The sequence below is a fragment of the Streptomyces virginiae genome (assembly GCF_000720455.1).
In the GTDB taxonomy this organism is placed as follows: domain Bacteria; phylum Actinomycetota; class Actinomycetes; order Streptomycetales; family Streptomycetaceae; genus Streptomyces; species Streptomyces virginiae.
Map to the genome: position 1 here is coordinate 1 of NZ_JOAK01000055.1, position 14,260 is coordinate 14,260.

A 14,260-nucleotide genomic window follows, 5' to 3' on the forward strand; every position below is an offset into this window, starting at 1 on the left:
CCCCCGCGCCGACGCCGACCCCCACCCCCAGCCCGACCGTGACCCCGTCGCCGAAGCCGACTCCCACGCCGACCGCGACCGCCCCCACCAGGACCCCGGCTCCCACGGTCACCCCGAAGCCGGCCCGGACGCCCGCGCCGAGCGCCACCCCCACCCGCACCCCGTAGCGTCCCCGCGGCCGCGGGCCCACCTGCGCCCGGCCCCTCGCAGGGCCGCGCCGAGGAAGGAGCCGTCCGCCCCCTCCCCGGGTGGGCGGCTCCCGGATGTCCGGGCGGGTGTCCTGACGGTTCTCATCTCGCCCTCCCGTTGCTACGGTGCCCCATCTCTGACGCCTCATCAGATTTCGGAGCCCCGGCATGCGCGCATTCGTCGCCGCCGTCATCGGCCTAGCGGCCGCGCTGGCCCTCGTGTTCGCCATCACGGCGTTCGGGGTGCCCGAAGGCGAGACCTCACCCAAGCCCCTGCTCACCACCGCGCCCCCCGCGCCCGGAAAGTAGAGGAGGGCCCGGCCGTGCGACGCAGAGCGAGCCTTGTCCTGCTGGCCCTGGCCGTGTTCTGCGCGGCCCTCGCGCCGCTGCTGCGCTGGTACGCGTACCCGCGCCTGGCGAAGATCCCGCCGAACCAGTACCAGGAGATGGTCCTGGAGGCGAAGGACGCGACCCTCCTCGACTACACCGGCGGCATGCAGCCCAAGAAGGTCGACAAGGTCACGATCGTCCAGACCCTCAAGGGCAACGTCGAGGCGTCGAAGGAGATCGAGGCGAGTGCGGGCAAGGACGTCGTGGTCTGGGACACCCTGTCCTACATCATCGGCCCCGACGGCAAGATGGTCTCCCAGATCCCCGAGCGCTACATCTTCGACGCGCACACCCAGGACCCGGTGCACGCCACCGGCGAGATGGTCGACGGCGACGCGGTCAAGCGCGAGGGCATCGAGTTCAAGTGGCCCTTCTTCACCGAACCGCGCGACTACCTCTACTTCGACGCCCAGACCCGCACCTCCTCGCCGATCCACTACGTAGGGCCGCGCCGCTTCAAGGGCATGGACGTCTACTACTTCGAGCAGACCGTGCCGTGGACCAAGGTGTCCATGCCGAAGAAGATGCCGATCGAGGGCATCGACCCGGCGACGATCGAGGCGGCCACCGGCACCACCCTCTGGTACACGGCCAAGGTCCGGTTCTGGGTCGACCCCGTGACCGGGGCGCCCGTCAACGCCGAACAGGACATCCAGCAGGAGATGCGCGGCGGCATCGCCTCCGGCGGACCCGACGGCAAGCTCACCGCCTTCGCCGGGCACGTGACCATGCGCGAGGACTACTCCGACTACACCGTCGACCTGGTCAGGGCGAACCGTACGAAGGTCCTCGCGCTGCACACCTACGCCCCGGCGGGCCTGGCCACCGGTGGCCTCGTCCTGCTCGGTCTTGCGCTGTGGCTGGAGGCCCGCGGCCGCCGCGTACGCCACGAACAGCTCCCGCAGGACGAGGTCAGCGCCTGAGCCGGGCGTTGGTGTGGCGGGTGGGCTCGGCGGTGGCCGGGTCCTCCGGCCAGGGGTGCTTGGGGTAGCGGCCGCGCAGCTCCGCGCGGACGGCGCGGTAGCCGCCCTGCCAGAAGGAGGCCAGGTCGGCGGTGACGGCCGCCGGCCGGCCGGCGGGCGACAGCAGGTGGACGAGTACGGGAACCCCGGCCACCCGGGGCGTCTGCGCCAGCCCGAACAGCTCCTGGAGCTTCACCGCGAGCACCGGCTGCCCGTGCTCGGCGGAGTAGTCCAGCCGGATCCGGGACCCGCTGGGGACCTCGATCCGTTCCGGAGCCAGCTCGTCCAGCCGGACCGCCTCGCCGGTGGCCCACGGCAGCAACCGGTTCAGGGCCTGGCCGGCGTCGATCCGGGCGAGGTCCGCGCGCCGCCGGGCCCGGGACAGCTCGGGCTCCAGCCAGTCGTCCGCCCGCTCCAGCAGCACGGCGTCGTCGGCCACGTCCGGCCAGGCGCCGCCGAGCGTGCGGTGCAGGAAGCCGAGGCGGGCCCGCAGCGCCCGCGAGTCCGGGGTCCAGCGCAGCAGGCCGAGGCCCTCGGCGCGCAGCCCGTCCAGCAGCGCGGCCCGGACGAGCGCCGGGTCGGGGGTGCGCAGGGGACGCGAGGCCAGCTCGATCGCCCCGAGCCGCTGCGCGGCCCGGGCGACCACGTCGCCGTCCTCCCAGTGCACCTCGTCGGTGTCCGCGCGCAGGTGGGCCGCGGCGGCCAGGGCGGTGTCCTCGTCGACGACCGCGGCCAGCCGGATCCGCGCGGCGGCGGAGTGCGGGGGCCGGTCGGCGACGGCGACGGCCAGCCAGGGTGCGCGGCGCAGCCCCGAGCCATCGCCGAGCCCGGCCCCGGTCCCGGAGGCCATGAGGAAGGCCCCCTCGCCCCTGGCCTTCGCCACCCGCTCGGGAAATGCCAGGGCGGCGACGAGCCCGGCGGCGAGGTCATCGGGTGCGGCGAGGCCGCCGGGGCTCCGCCCCGCACCCCGCTCCTCAAACGCCGGAGGGGCTGGAACCGCAGGCTGTCGTGCACCGGTGTCCGCGGCGGAGGCCGGGATCCCGGCCCCGGCCGCGGAGTCCGGCCCCATGGACCCGGTACCGGTACCGGTCCCGGTCCCGAACGCGGAGGTGCGCCCCGCAGGGGCAAGGGCGCGCTCCAGGCGGGCGGTCTCCGTCCGCCAGCGCGCCGCGTAGCCGTCGCCGCCCGCCCGGGCCCGCCGCCCGGCGGCGGCCAGGTCGTCCCCGTACTCGCGCGGCGGCTCCTCGCTCAGCAGCGCCACCACCTCCGCCGCCCGGCGGGCGCCGAGCGCCGCGGCGCCGTCCAGCAGGGCGCGGGCCAGCCGCGGGTGCAGCCCGAGCCGGGCCATCCGCTGCCCGCGCGCGGTGACCCCGCCGGCCGCGGACACCGCGCCGACGGCCACCAGTACCTCCCGCGCCGCGGCCATCGCCCCGGCCGGCGGCGGATCGAGCAGCGCCAGCCCCGTCGCGTCCGGGTCGCCCCAGCAGGCGGCCTGGAGGGCGAACTGCGCCAGGTCGGCGATGCGGATCTCCGGAGAGGGGAACGCGGGCAGCCGGCCGTCCTCCGCCTCGGTCCAGCAGCGGTACACCGTGCCCGGCGCCTCACGCCCGGCCCGGCCCGCCCGCTGGCGGCCGGCCGCGCGGGACGCCCGTACGGTCGCCAGCGCGCCGAGCCCGCGGGCGTGGTCCACCCGCGGCTCGCGGGCCAGCCCGGAGTCGACCACCACGCGCACCCCGGGAACCGTCAGGCTCGACTCGGCCACCGCGGTGGAAAGGATCACCCTGCGGTGATCGGCGACGGAGAGCGCCGCGTCCTGCACGGCGGCCGGGGCCCGGCCGTGGACCTGCAGGACCTCCGCGTCCACGCCGGCCAGCTGCCCCGCCACCCGGGCGATCTCGCCGACGCCGGGCAGGAAGCACAGCACGTCACCGGAACGTTCCGCCAGCGCCCGCCGCACCACCGAGGCCACGTGCGTGAGCTGCGCCGGATCCACCCGCATCCCGTGCGGGGGCCGCACCGGACGGGCCGGAGGCGCCCAGACGGTCTCCACCGGGTACGAGACGCCCGCTGCCTCCACCACCGGCGCACCGCCGAGCACGCGCGCCCAGCCGGCGGAGTCCGTCGTCGCCGAGGCCGCCACGAGCCGCAGCTCGGGGCGCAGGGTCTCGCGCACGTCGAGGAGGAACGCGGCGACCGTGTCGGCGTCCAGGTGCCGCTCGTGGCACTCGTCCAGGACGACCACGTCCGCGCCGGCCAGCTCCTGGTCGCGCTGGAGCCGCTGGAGCAGCACACCGGTGGTCACCACCTCCACCACGGTGCCGGGTCCGGCCACCCGCTCGCCGCGGACCGTGAAGCCGACCCGGTCGCCGACCTGCTCGCCCAGCAGCCAGGCCATCCGGCGCGCCGCCGCCCGGGCGGCGATCCGCCGCGGCTCGGCCACGACCACCCTGCGCCGCGGCCCGCCGCCCACCAGGCCCGCGAGCACCAGCGGGACCAGCGTCGTCTTGCCGGTCCCGGGCGGCGCGCACAGCACCGCGGTGCCGTGCGCGTCCAGCGCCGAGACGAGCCCGGGCAGGGCCTCGCGTACGGGAAGGGCGTCGAGGGCGGCCTGGCGGATCAAGACGTCAGGCCCTCTCGCAGACGAAGATCGCGGTGCCGGGGATGAGGTTCCCGCGCAGCGGGGACCAGCCGCCCCACTCCTGACCGTTCCATTCGGGCCATTCGGGCTCGACGAGGTCGAGCAGCCGGAAGCCGCCCGCCACCACGTCGCGGACGCGGTCGCCGAGGGTGCGGTGGTGCTCGACGTAGACGGCGCGTCCCTGCTCGTCCTGCTCGACGTACGGGGTCCGGTCGAAGTAGGAGGCGCAGACGGTCAGGCCCTCGGGGCCGGGCTCGTCGGGGAAGGCCCAGCGCAGGGGGTGCGTCACGGAGAAGACCCAGCGGCCCGCGGGGCGCAGTACGCGGTGCACCTCGCGCATGACGCCCACCGGGTCGGCGACGAAGGGGACGGCGCCGTAGGCGGAACAGGCGAGGTCGAAGGAGGCGTCGCGGAAGGGGAGCCGGCCGGCGTCGGCCTCGACCAGGGGGATGCCGTCGCCGATGCGCAGGGCGTGCTGGAGCTGGCGGTGGGAGAGGTCGAGGGCCACCGGGCGGGCGCCCTGGGCGGCCAGCCAGCGCGAGCACTGGGCGGCGCCGGCGCCGATCTCCAGCACGTCCTTGTCCTTGAGGGAGGCGGCGGGGCCGAGCAGGGCCGCGTCCGCCTCGTCGAGCCCCTCGGGCCCCCACACGAAGCGGTCGTCGCCGAGGAAGGCGCCGTGCTCGCTCTGGTACTCGTCGGCGTTGCGGTCCCACCAGCTGCGGCTCGCCCGGCTGCTCTCCGCTGCCCCTGCGTCACGGCGCGTGGCCTCGGCGTCGTCCAGGGGAGCCGGATCGGCCGTATACGCGTCTTCGGGGGCGTCGTCCTCTTGGTTCATGGGGCCCGTCGTCGTAGTCTGCGAATGTCTTGGGATGTGGCAGGAACCGCCATCAGGGCGTTCCCGCCCATGAATTGTGCCGGTTGTGCGGTGATCCGCCCGGGGTGTGGGGCTTCGCGCATTGACCCTGTCCGGCCGCCCCCGTATGCTACAAGTTGCGCTGCGAGCCTGTGCTCCTCAGACCTAGCAGGCTGCGCTTGCATCTGTTGATGTCCCCTCGGTTTTCGAGGCCCTCCCCGCTTGTGCGGATCAGGGGCTTCCTTGGCTGTCCGGCTTCTTCGGCAGATGCCGATAAGGGCTCCCGGCGTAGCAGTACCTACGACTTTCTGTCCGTAACCGGAGCCCTTTCCCACATGACGAGCAGCACCGAGACCACCTCTACCACTCCGCAGGTAGCGGTCAACGACATCGGTAACGAGGAAGCCTTCCTCGCCGCGATCGACGAGACGATCAAGTACTTCAACGACGGCGACATCGTCGACGGCGTCATCGTGAAGGTCGACCGGGACGAGGTCCTGCTCGACATCGGTTACAAGACGGAAGGCGTGATCCCGAGCCGCGAGCTCTCGATCAAGCACGACGTCGACCCGAACGAGGTCGTCAAGGTCGGCGACGAGATCGAGGCCCTGGTTCTCCAGAAGGAGGACAAGGAAGGCCGCCTGATCCTGTCCAAGAAGCGCGCTCAGTACGAGCGTGCCTGGGGCACGATCGAGAAGATCAAGGAAGAAGACGGCATCGTCACCGGTACCGTCATCGAGGTCGTCAAGGGTGGTCTCATCCTCGACATCGGCCTCCGCGGCTTCCTCCCGGCCTCCCTGGTCGAGATGCGCCGTGTCCGCGACCTCCAGCCCTACGTGGGCAAGGAGCTCGAGGCGAAGATCATCGAGCTGGACAAGAACCGCAACAACGTGGTCCTGTCCCGCCGCGCCTGGCTGGAGCAGACCCAGTCCGAGGTCCGCCAGACGTTCCTCACCACCCTGCAGAAGGGTCAGGTCCGCTCCGGCGTCGTTTCCTCGATCGTCAACTTCGGTGCCTTCGTGGACCTGGGTGGCGTCGACGGTCTCGTCCACGTCTCCGAGCTGTCCTGGAAGCACATCGACCACCCGTCCGAGGTTGTCGAGGTCGGCCAGGAAGTCACCGTCGAGGTCCTCGACGTCGACATGGACCGCGAGCGTGTCTCCCTGTCGCTGAAGGCGACGCAGGAGGACCCGTGGCAGCAGTTCGCCCGTACGCACCAGATCGGTCAGGTCGTCCCGGGTAAGGTCACCAAGCTGGTTCCGTTCGGTGCGTTCGTCCGCGTGGACGAGGGCATCGAGGGTCTGGTCCACATCTCCGAGCTGGCCGAGCGCCACGTGGAGATCCCGGAGCAGGTCGTCCAGGTCAACGACGAGATCTTCGTCAAGGTCATCGACATCGACCTCGAGCGTCGCCGGATCTCGCTGTCCTTGAAGCAGGCCAACGAGTCCTTCGGTGCCGACCCGGCGTCGGTCGAGTTCGACCCGACCCTGTACGGCATGGCCGCGTCCTACGACGACCAGGGCAACTACATCTACCCCGAGGGCTTCGACCCCGAGACCAACGACTGGCTCGAGGGCTACGAGAAGCAGCGCGAGGCCTGGGAGACCCAGTACGCCGAGGCGCAGGCTCGCTTCGAGCAGCACCAGGCTCAGGTCATCAAGAGCCGCGAGGCCGACGAGGCCGCTGCCGCCGAGGGCGCTGCCGCCCCGGCCGCCGGTGGCAACGCCGGTGCGGGCATCTCGGGTGGTTCCTACTCCTCGGAGTCGGACGAGACCTCCGGCGCCCTGGCGTCGGACGAGGCCCTGGCCGCGCTCCGCGAGAAGCTGGCCGGCGGCCAGAGCTGATCGCAGCGCGCATCGCACTCCGGTGTGAGCAGAGCTGACTGAGTACGACGGTGAGGCCCGTCCCCTTCGGGGGGCGGGCCTTTCTGCGTTCCCGGCCCGGTCCCTGCGGTTCCCGTGGTCCATGTGATCCATGTGATCCATTGCGTTCCTGTGAAGGGGGCCAACTGGGGAATGGCGGCGCAGCCTTGGACGTTCTTGGCAGAGAACGAGACGAGGAGGAGTGGTGGCGGTGCTTGATCCACAGGGCTTGTACGAATGGGATGCCAAGGGTCTGGCGGTGGCCGACCTGGCGGTCGCCCAGGACTCGGCCGGGCTGGTCATGCTGTACCACTTCGAGGGGTACATCGACGCGGGAGAGGCCGGTGAGCAGATCGTCGAGCGGCTGCTGGACACCCTGCCCCACCAGGTCGTCGCCCGCTTCGACGCGGACCGGCTCGTGGACTACCGGGCGCGCCGTCCGCTGCTGACCTTCCAGCGCGACCACTGGGCGGAGTTCGAGGAACCCCGGCTGGAGGTCCGGCTGGTCCAGGACGCCACCGGAGCGCCGTTCCTGCTGCTGTCCGGCCCGGAGCCGGACGTGGAGTGGGAGCGCTTCGCCGTCGCCGTCCGGCAGATCGTCGAGCGCCTCGGGGTCCGGCTCTCGGTCAACTTCCACGGCATCCCGATGGGCGTCCCGCACACCCGGCCCGTCGGCATCACCCCGCACGGCAACCGGACCGACCTCATGCCGGGGCACCGCAGCCCCTTCGACGAGGCCCAGGTGCCCGGCAGCGCCGAGTCCCTGGTGGAGTTCCGCCTGTCCCAGGCCGGACACGACGTGCTCGGCGTCGCCGCGCACGTGCCGCACTACGTGGCGCGCTCCCCGTACCCGGACGCAGCGCTGACGGTACTGGAGGCGATCACGGCGGCGACCGGCCTGGTGCTGCCGGCCGTGGCGCACGCGCTGCGGACCGAGGCCCACCGTACGCAGACGGAGATCGACCGGCAGATCCGCGAGGGCGACGAGGAGCTGGTCAGCCTGGTGCAGGGGCTGGAGCACCAGTACGACGCCGCCGCCGGCGCCGAGACCCGGGGCAACATGATCGCCGAGCCGGCGGAACTGCCGTCGGCGGACGAGATCGGCCGCGAGTTCGAGCGGTTCCTGGCGGAGCGCGAGGGCGAGAACTGACGCGCGCAAGGCACCCGGAGGATCAGGGGCGGTCAGCTCTGGCGGGACCGGGCCCTCACTGATCCGCCGAACACCGCCTAAGCTGCGGGGCATGTTGAAGGTGGGCCTGACGGGCGGAATCGGTGCCGGCAAGAGCGAGGTCTCGCGACTGCTGGCGGGGTACGGGGCGATCGTCGTCGACGCCGATCGGATCGCACGCGAGGTTGTGGAGCCCGGCACGCCGGGGCTCGCGGCCGTCGTCGCGGCCTTCGGGGAAGAGGTTCTGACCCCCGAGGGCACGCTGGACCGGCCGAAGCTGGGATCCGTCGTGTTCGCGGACCGGGAGAAGCTCCGCACGCTGAACGCGATCGTGCACCCGCTGGTCGGCGCCCGGTCCGCCGAGCTGGAGGCCGCCGCAGGCCCCGACGCCATCGTCGTGCACGACGTACCGCTGCTCACCGAGAACGGCCTCGCACCGCTCTACGACCTGGTCGTCGTGGTGGACGCGGCCCCGTCGACGCAGCTGACCCGGCTGACCGGACTGCGCGCGATGGCCGAGGAGGAGGCCCGGGCCCGGATGGCCGCGCAGGCCACGCGTGAGCAGCGCCTGGCGGTGGCCACCCTCGTGATCGACAACGACGGCCCGCTGGACGCCCTGGAGCCGCAGGTCCGCAAGGTGTGGGAAGAACTCACGGCGCGGGCGTCGGCGGCGCGGCCGGAGGACGACCGAACCGCCTGACGTGTGCACCGCCTGACGTGTGCATGGAATACCGCGCGGGGCGGGGGCGTTGAAGGCGCCGGTAGAGGGAAGGATCCATACCGTGTCCGAGACCACGCGCCCCACGCCGTCCAGCCCGGAAACACACGTCATCGACTTCCGGGCGGCGGAGCAGCTGCTCGCCGCACGCGACCCGCGCGGTGCGGTCAAGCTGCTCGACTCGGTCGTGGCCGCCCACCCGGAGAACACGGCGGCCCGGCTGCTGCGCGCCCGGGCCTTCTTCGCGGCCGCCCAACTGCGCCCGGCGGAGCTTGAGTTCGAGCTGGTGCTGGAGCGGGAACCGGACAACGCCTTCGCCCACTTCGCGCTGGCCCGTACGCACGAGCGGGCGGGCCGGCCCGAGCAGGCCCGCAAGCACTTCCGGCTGGCCGCGGCCCTCGACCCGCAGCCGGAGTACCTCGCGGCGGCCCGCTTCGAGGAACAGGCCTGATCCGAAGGGACCGCCGCGCCGCCCCTCGCTGCGCCGCCCCTCAGCGACTGTCGGGCGGCTCGTACGGGGGGATGTCCCGGCCGGGCTGGTAGTGCGGGCCCTGCCGGATGTGGCGCACGATCATGAACAGGTCCACGCTTACCACGACCGCCAGCGCCCCGCACGCGGCCGCCCATCCGGGACGGCCCGCCAGCACGAAGGCGGCCGTCCCGGCGGCGGCCCAGACCAGCCCCCAGACGCTCAGCCAGAACCGCAGCCGCAGCGGACTGCGCGCTGTCACCGGCTCGTTTCCGGAACGCATGGCATCGCCTCTCCCGTCCATGGTCCCACTCGGCCGGCCGGGCCCCCCGCTCCTCAGGGGTTGAGCTTGTTCACGGCCCTGGTGGTCGTCTTCTTGAAGGCGGCGACCGGGGCCTGCGACAGGTCGCCCATCTGTCCCCACTTGACGACGGTCACGGTGGCGCCGTCGCGTCCGATCCCGTAGAGGTGCACGCCCGGCTCGGATTCCGGGATCGAGGTGTGGACCCCGTAGACGTGCGCGCCCTCCTCGACGGGCAGGGTCCCGTAGTCCTGCCAGGACGCAGTGCCGCCCGGAGTCGTGCGCAGCCAGTCGGCGGCGCAGGCGGCGACCTTGCGCTCCAGCGTTCCGACAAGCCTGGCGGCCGCCGAGGGCGAGGCGGACCGTACGGAGACCTGCACGGCGCCGGTGTCGTATTCGGTGCCGAACGCGCGGTGCCAGCTGCCCGCCGCCGGAAGCACCCCGTCCAGGCAGAACGTCTCCGTCTCGGGCAGTCCCGCGGTGATCTCGCCGGCGTACCAGGCGGACGTGGGGTGCGCAGGCAGGTCGGTGCCGTTCAGGAATCCCGGCGCGGTGGCGGCCGCGGCGGAGGTCGAGGCGGTGAGGACGAGGGCGGCGGCCGCCGCGACCAGCGCGGTGGCCAGGGTGGCGGCGGTGTCGGTACGTCGGAACATGTCGGTTCTCCCCGTGGACGCGGCATCGGTGTGCCTGACAAGGCTGTTCCCCGGCCGGGGCGCGGGGCCACGCTTCGGGGCGAAATCGGGACACTGGAACGCCCGTACGCGCTGTCACCTGGGGGAACACCCCAGGCATGGAACGGAGCCACGGGACACGGGACGGGGGACACCGTGAGTGAGGCCGCGGATTTCGCACGGCTGATGCGGGAGCTGAAGGACCGCGCCGGGCTGAGCTACGGCGTCCTCGCGCGCCGGCTGCACACGAGTACGTCGACGCTGCACCGGTACTGCAGCGGGGAGGCGCTGCCGGCGCAGTTCGCGGTGGTGGACCGCTTCGCGCGGGCCTGCGGGGCCTCGGCGGCGGAGGCGGTGGACCTGCACAGGGCCTGGCTGCTGGCGGACGCCCGGCGGCGCGCGGGGGCGACCGCGCCGACGCCGGAGCCCGCGCCGGAGGCGGTACCGGTACCGGCGGTCGCGGCGGAGACGACCGTGCCGGTGGTGGGCCCGGCACCGGCCGCGGGAACGGAGCCGGTGGTCCGCCCGTTCTGGTACCGGCGCAGGGCGGCCGTGGTCGCCGCGGCGGGGCTGGCGGCGGGTGCGGTGGCCGTGGCGCTGCTGGCGGTGACCGGGCCCGACCGGGGTACGCCGCAGGCCGGAGCGGGGGCGGGAGCGGGGGCAGGGGCGGGAACCGGCACACGCGGATCCGGTTGGGGCTCCGCCTCCGCCGAGGCGACCCCGTCCGTGCCGGGTGCAGCGCCGGGTGCCACGCCGACGGATCCGGCGGCCGGTACGGCGCAGCCTCCGGCGCCGTCGGGGGAACCGGCCACGGTGCCGGCCCCCGCCTCCGCCCCGCCGCCGATGCCGGCGCCCCTCAAGGCGGCGGTGCGGTCGCACGTGTGGGCCGCGGGCTGCGACCACGCCTACCTGGCCGAGCGGGGTCCCGGATCGGTGCCACCGCCGCCGGTCCAGGCGGACGCGCCCGCCTGGGCGACGGCGCAGCGCGCCGTGCACGCCGGGAGCCAGATCGTGGAGGTCACCCTGCACGGCACGGGCGGCGGCGCGGTGGTCCTGGAGGGGCTGGAGGTGCGGGTGGGCGCGCGACGCACACCGCCCGCCTGGAACGTCTACCAGATGTCACAGGGCTGCGGCGGGGGTCTCACCCCGGCCGTCTTCGCCGTCAACCTGGACGCGCCGCGCCCGCTGGCCCGCCCCGTCGCGGGGAACGACGCCGGGAACCGGCTGCCGGCCCCGGCCTTCCCGATGCGCGTCTCGGCCGACGAGCCGGTCGTCCTGCGGGTGGAGGCCGTCACCACGGGCTGCGACTGTGACTGGTCCCTCGACCTGAGGTGGACCTCGCCGGCCGGGTCGGGCACCCGGCGCGTCGACGACGGCGGCCGCCCGCTGCGCACGAGCGCCGCCACCGGCCGGCCCGTCTACGGCTACGCGCTGGAACAGGGCCGCTGGGCCCGCTGAAACCACAGGTCAGGGGCTTTGTCGGTGGCCGCACCTAAACTCGTGGGCAAGGGGCCGGCAGGTCCGCGAGGACGAGCGTGAGGGAGGGGGACACCATGACGACGCAGACACACGCGCAGGCGCAGGCACCGCGACAGCCGCAGCCGCAGTCGCAGTCACGGAGACAGCCGCAGCCGCATGCCTCCGCGCTGCTGCGCCATGCCGCCGTCTTCCTGCCCGCCGCCGTCCCCCGGGAGGGGCGGGTCGCCTTCTGGTCGCCCGACGGGGACCCGCTCCCCGAAGCGGGCGCACCCGGCCCGCTCACGGTCGTACGTCCGCACGGCAGCTCCGTCCGCAGCCGGACCGTGCCCGCGGTGACCTTCTCCGTCGCCGACGCCCTGCCCCTGCTCGCGCGGGCCCCCCGCAACCCCGCCGCGCACCCGGCGACCCGGGCCTGGGGCACCGCCGCCACGCAGGCCCTCACCCTGGCCGCGCGCGGCCGGCTGCTCCCCGGACTCACCCCCGAGGGCGTCGACGCCTGGCGCGCGGGTCCGCTCGACGCCGACGACATCGCCCACCTCCGGGCGGTCGCCGCCGCCCTCCCCCACGAGGGGTACGCGACGCCCCTCGCCGGGCGCCGCCCGCTCCGGCTTCCCGAACCGGAGGCGCTGCTCCGGGCGTTCCTCGACGCCGTCGCCGACAGCCTGCCCCGCACCCCGGCGGCGCCCGTGGCGGCCGGGCGCCCCTTCGCCGCACGGGAAGCGCAGCGGGTGCCCGGGATACAGGAGTGGGCCGCACAGGTCGCGGCCGGGGCCGACACCGGAGTCGGGCTCTCGCTCCGGCTCGACCTGTCCTCCTTCCGCCTCTTCGACGAGGCGGAGGGGGAGGAGACCCGGCGCGCCGGCGCCGCCGTCGTCCAGGTGCACAGCCTCGCCGACCCCACCCTCGTCACCGACGCCGGACACCTGTGGGCCGGCACGGCGGGGGCCGGCTTCGGTCCCCGGGCCCGGATCGACGCCGTGCTCGCGCTGCGCCGTGCGGCGCGCGTCTGGCCGCCGCTGCTGCGGCTGCTGGACCAGCCCGTGCCCGACGCCCTGGCCCTGTCCGACCCGGAGCTGGAAGACCTGCTGGGGGTGGCCGCGAACCGGCTGGCCGCCGCCGGGGTCGTCGTCCACTGGCCGCGCGACCTGGCCCGTACGCTGTCCGCGACCGCCGTCGTACGGTCCACCGCGCCCGGGTCCGCCACCGACGGGACCGCCTTCTTCGACGCGGAACACCTCTTCGCCTTCTCCTGGGAACTGGCCCTCGGCGGTGACCGGCTCACCCCGGGGGAGATGGACGCGCTGGCGCAGGCCCACCGGCCCGTGGTCCGGCTGCGCGACCAGTGGGTGCGGGTCGACCCCGAGCTGGTGCGCAAGGCGCGCAAACGGGAGCTGGGACTGCTGCACCCGGTGGACGCGCTGGCCACCGCCCTGTCGGGGACGGCCGAGATCGACGGCGAGCCGGTCGAGGCGGTACCGGTGGGCGCGCTGGCCGCCCTGCGGGAACGGCTGACGGGCGAGCTGGCCCCGCTCCCGCAGCCCGCCGCGCTCCGGGCCACCCTGCGCGACTACCAGGCGCGCGGCCTGGCCTGGCTCGACCTGATGACCTCCCTCGGACTCGGCGGCTGCCTCGCCGACGACATGGGCCTGGGCAAGACCGTCACGCTGATCGCGCTGCACCTGCACCGGGACCGCCGCGAGCCGACGCTCGTGGTGTGCCCCGCCTCCCTCCTGGGCAACTGGCAGCGGGAGATCGAGAAGTTCGCACCCGGCACCCCGGTGCGCCGCTTCCACGGCGGCGGCCGCAGCACCGAGGACCTGACGTCCTGCGCGGGCGGTTTCGTGCTCACCACCTACGGGACGATGCGCGCCAGCGCCGCCCTCCTCGCCGAACAGCACTGGGGCATGGTCGTCGCCGACGAGGCGCAGCACGTCAAGAACCCCCACTCGGCGACCGCGAAGGCCCTGCGCACGATCCCGGCCCCGGCCAGGGTGGCGCTGACCGGCACCCCGGTGGAGAACAACCTCTCCGAGCTGTGGGCGCTGCTCGACTGGACCACGCCGGGGCTGCTGGGCCCGCTGACCACCTTCCGGGCCCGCCACGCCCGCCCCGTGGAGCACCAGCAGGAGGAGGACGGCGGCAACGAGGCGGCGGTCGCCCGGCTGGCCGCGCTCGTACGGCCGTTCCTGCTGCGGCGCAAGAAGTCCGACCCGGGCATCGCGCCCGAGCTGCCGCCGAAGACCGAGACCGACCACCCGGTGTCCCTCACCCGGGAGCAGGTCTCCCTCTACCAGGCCGCGGTGGACGAGGCGATGGCCGTCATCGGGGCGAGCGAGGGCATCGAGAGACGCGGCATGATCATGAAGTTGCTGGCCTCGCTCAAGCAGATCTGCAACCACCCCGCGCAGTACCTGAAGGAGGAGCAGCCCCGGCTCCCGCACCGCTCGGGCAAGCTGGCCCTGCTCGACGAGCTGCTGGACACCATCCTCGCCGAGGGCGGTTCGGTGCTGGTGTTCACGCAGTACGTGACGATGGCCCGGCTCATCGAGCGGCACCTCTCG

Annotated in this window: 12 protein-coding genes; 8 read left to right on the forward strand and 4 right to left on the reverse strand. The window is 74.0% G+C overall.

Features of this window, described 5'->3' with window-relative positions; all coding sequences use genetic code 11:
* Positions 1–356: 356 nt before the first annotated feature.
* Both IG86_RS42720 and pgfA read left to right on the forward strand, forming a co-directional pair.
* Positions 357–497 (forward strand): SPW_0924 family protein, encoded by a 141-nt coding sequence (locus IG86_RS42720; protein WP_106971437.1) that lies wholly within the window; start codon positions 357–359, stop codon positions 495–497.
* Positions 498–511: 14 nt separating this feature from the next.
* A complete protein-coding gene (gene pgfA / locus IG86_RS0137110) occupies positions 512–1,501 on the forward strand; it encodes a cell envelope lipid trafficking protein PgfA (RefSeq protein ID WP_030834017.1) in 990 nt (329 codons plus the stop codon).
* Here pgfA and IG86_RS0137115 read toward each other — a convergent pair.
* Both IG86_RS0137115 and IG86_RS0137120 read right to left on the reverse strand, forming a co-directional pair.
* The gene (locus tag IG86_RS0137115; protein ID WP_030902792.1) at positions 1,491–4,160 is read right to left on the reverse strand and encodes an ATP-dependent RNA helicase; all 2,670 of its coding nucleotides are present in this window, start codon (positions 4,158–4,160) and stop codon (positions 1,491–1,493) included. The genes pgfA and IG86_RS0137115 overlap by 11 nt on opposite strands.
* A 4-nt stretch (positions 4,161–4,164) precedes the next feature.
* Positions 4,165–5,013 carry a class I SAM-dependent methyltransferase gene (locus IG86_RS0137120; RefSeq protein WP_030834012.1) on the reverse strand — a complete coding sequence of 283 codons (849 nt, stop codon included), beginning with the start codon at positions 5,011–5,013 and terminating at the stop codon, positions 4,165–4,167.
* Positions 5,014–5,366: 353 nt separating this feature from the next.
* Here IG86_RS0137120 and rpsA point away from each other — a divergent pair, with 353 nt between their 5' ends.
* From rpsA to IG86_RS0137140, 4 genes are all read left to right on the forward strand, one after another.
* On the forward strand, positions 5,367–6,875 hold the full coding sequence (gene rpsA, locus IG86_RS0137125; RefSeq protein WP_030666059.1) for a 30S ribosomal protein S1: 1,509 nt from the start codon (positions 5,367–5,369) through the stop codon (positions 6,873–6,875).
* 229 nt (positions 6,876–7,104) lie between these two features.
* Complete coding sequence (locus tag IG86_RS0137130) at positions 7,105–8,043, forward strand: PAC2 family protein (protein WP_030666064.1); 939 nt, start codon at positions 7,105–7,107, stop codon at positions 8,041–8,043.
* 91 nt (positions 8,044–8,134) lie between these two features.
* Positions 8,135–8,761, forward strand: a complete 627-nt coding sequence (coaE, locus tag IG86_RS0137135; RefSeq protein ID WP_030834009.1) for a dephospho-CoA kinase — start codon at positions 8,135–8,137, stop codon at positions 8,759–8,761.
* Between the two features lie 82 nt (positions 8,762–8,843).
* The gene (locus IG86_RS0137140; RefSeq protein ID WP_030666071.1) at positions 8,844–9,230 is read left to right on the forward strand and encodes a tetratricopeptide repeat protein; all 387 of its coding nucleotides are present in this window, start codon (positions 8,844–8,846) and stop codon (positions 9,228–9,230) included.
* 40 nt (positions 9,231–9,270) lie between these two features.
* Here IG86_RS0137140 and IG86_RS0137145 read toward each other — a convergent pair whose 3' ends face one another.
* Both IG86_RS0137145 and IG86_RS0137150 read right to left on the reverse strand, forming a co-directional pair.
* Entirely contained in the window at positions 9,271–9,531 is a 261-nt protein-coding gene (locus tag IG86_RS0137145; protein ID WP_030834000.1) for a DUF6343 family protein, read from the reverse strand.
* Between the two features lie 53 nt (positions 9,532–9,584).
* Entirely contained in the window at positions 9,585–10,202 is a 618-nt protein-coding gene (locus IG86_RS0137150) for a hypothetical protein (RefSeq protein WP_030902793.1), read from the reverse strand.
* Positions 10,203–10,376: 174 nt separating this feature from the next.
* Here IG86_RS0137150 and IG86_RS45225 point away from each other — a divergent pair, with 174 nt between their 5' ends.
* Positions 10,377–11,678, forward strand: coding sequence for a helix-turn-helix domain-containing protein (locus IG86_RS45225; protein WP_037943839.1), 1,302 nt, complete (start codon positions 10,377–10,379; stop codon positions 11,676–11,678).
* A 95-nt stretch (positions 11,679–11,773) separates the two neighbouring features.
* Positions 11,774–14,260 (forward strand): DEAD/DEAH box helicase (locus IG86_RS0137160; RefSeq protein WP_244306268.1); only part of this gene is annotated, 2,487 nt, incomplete at its 3' end.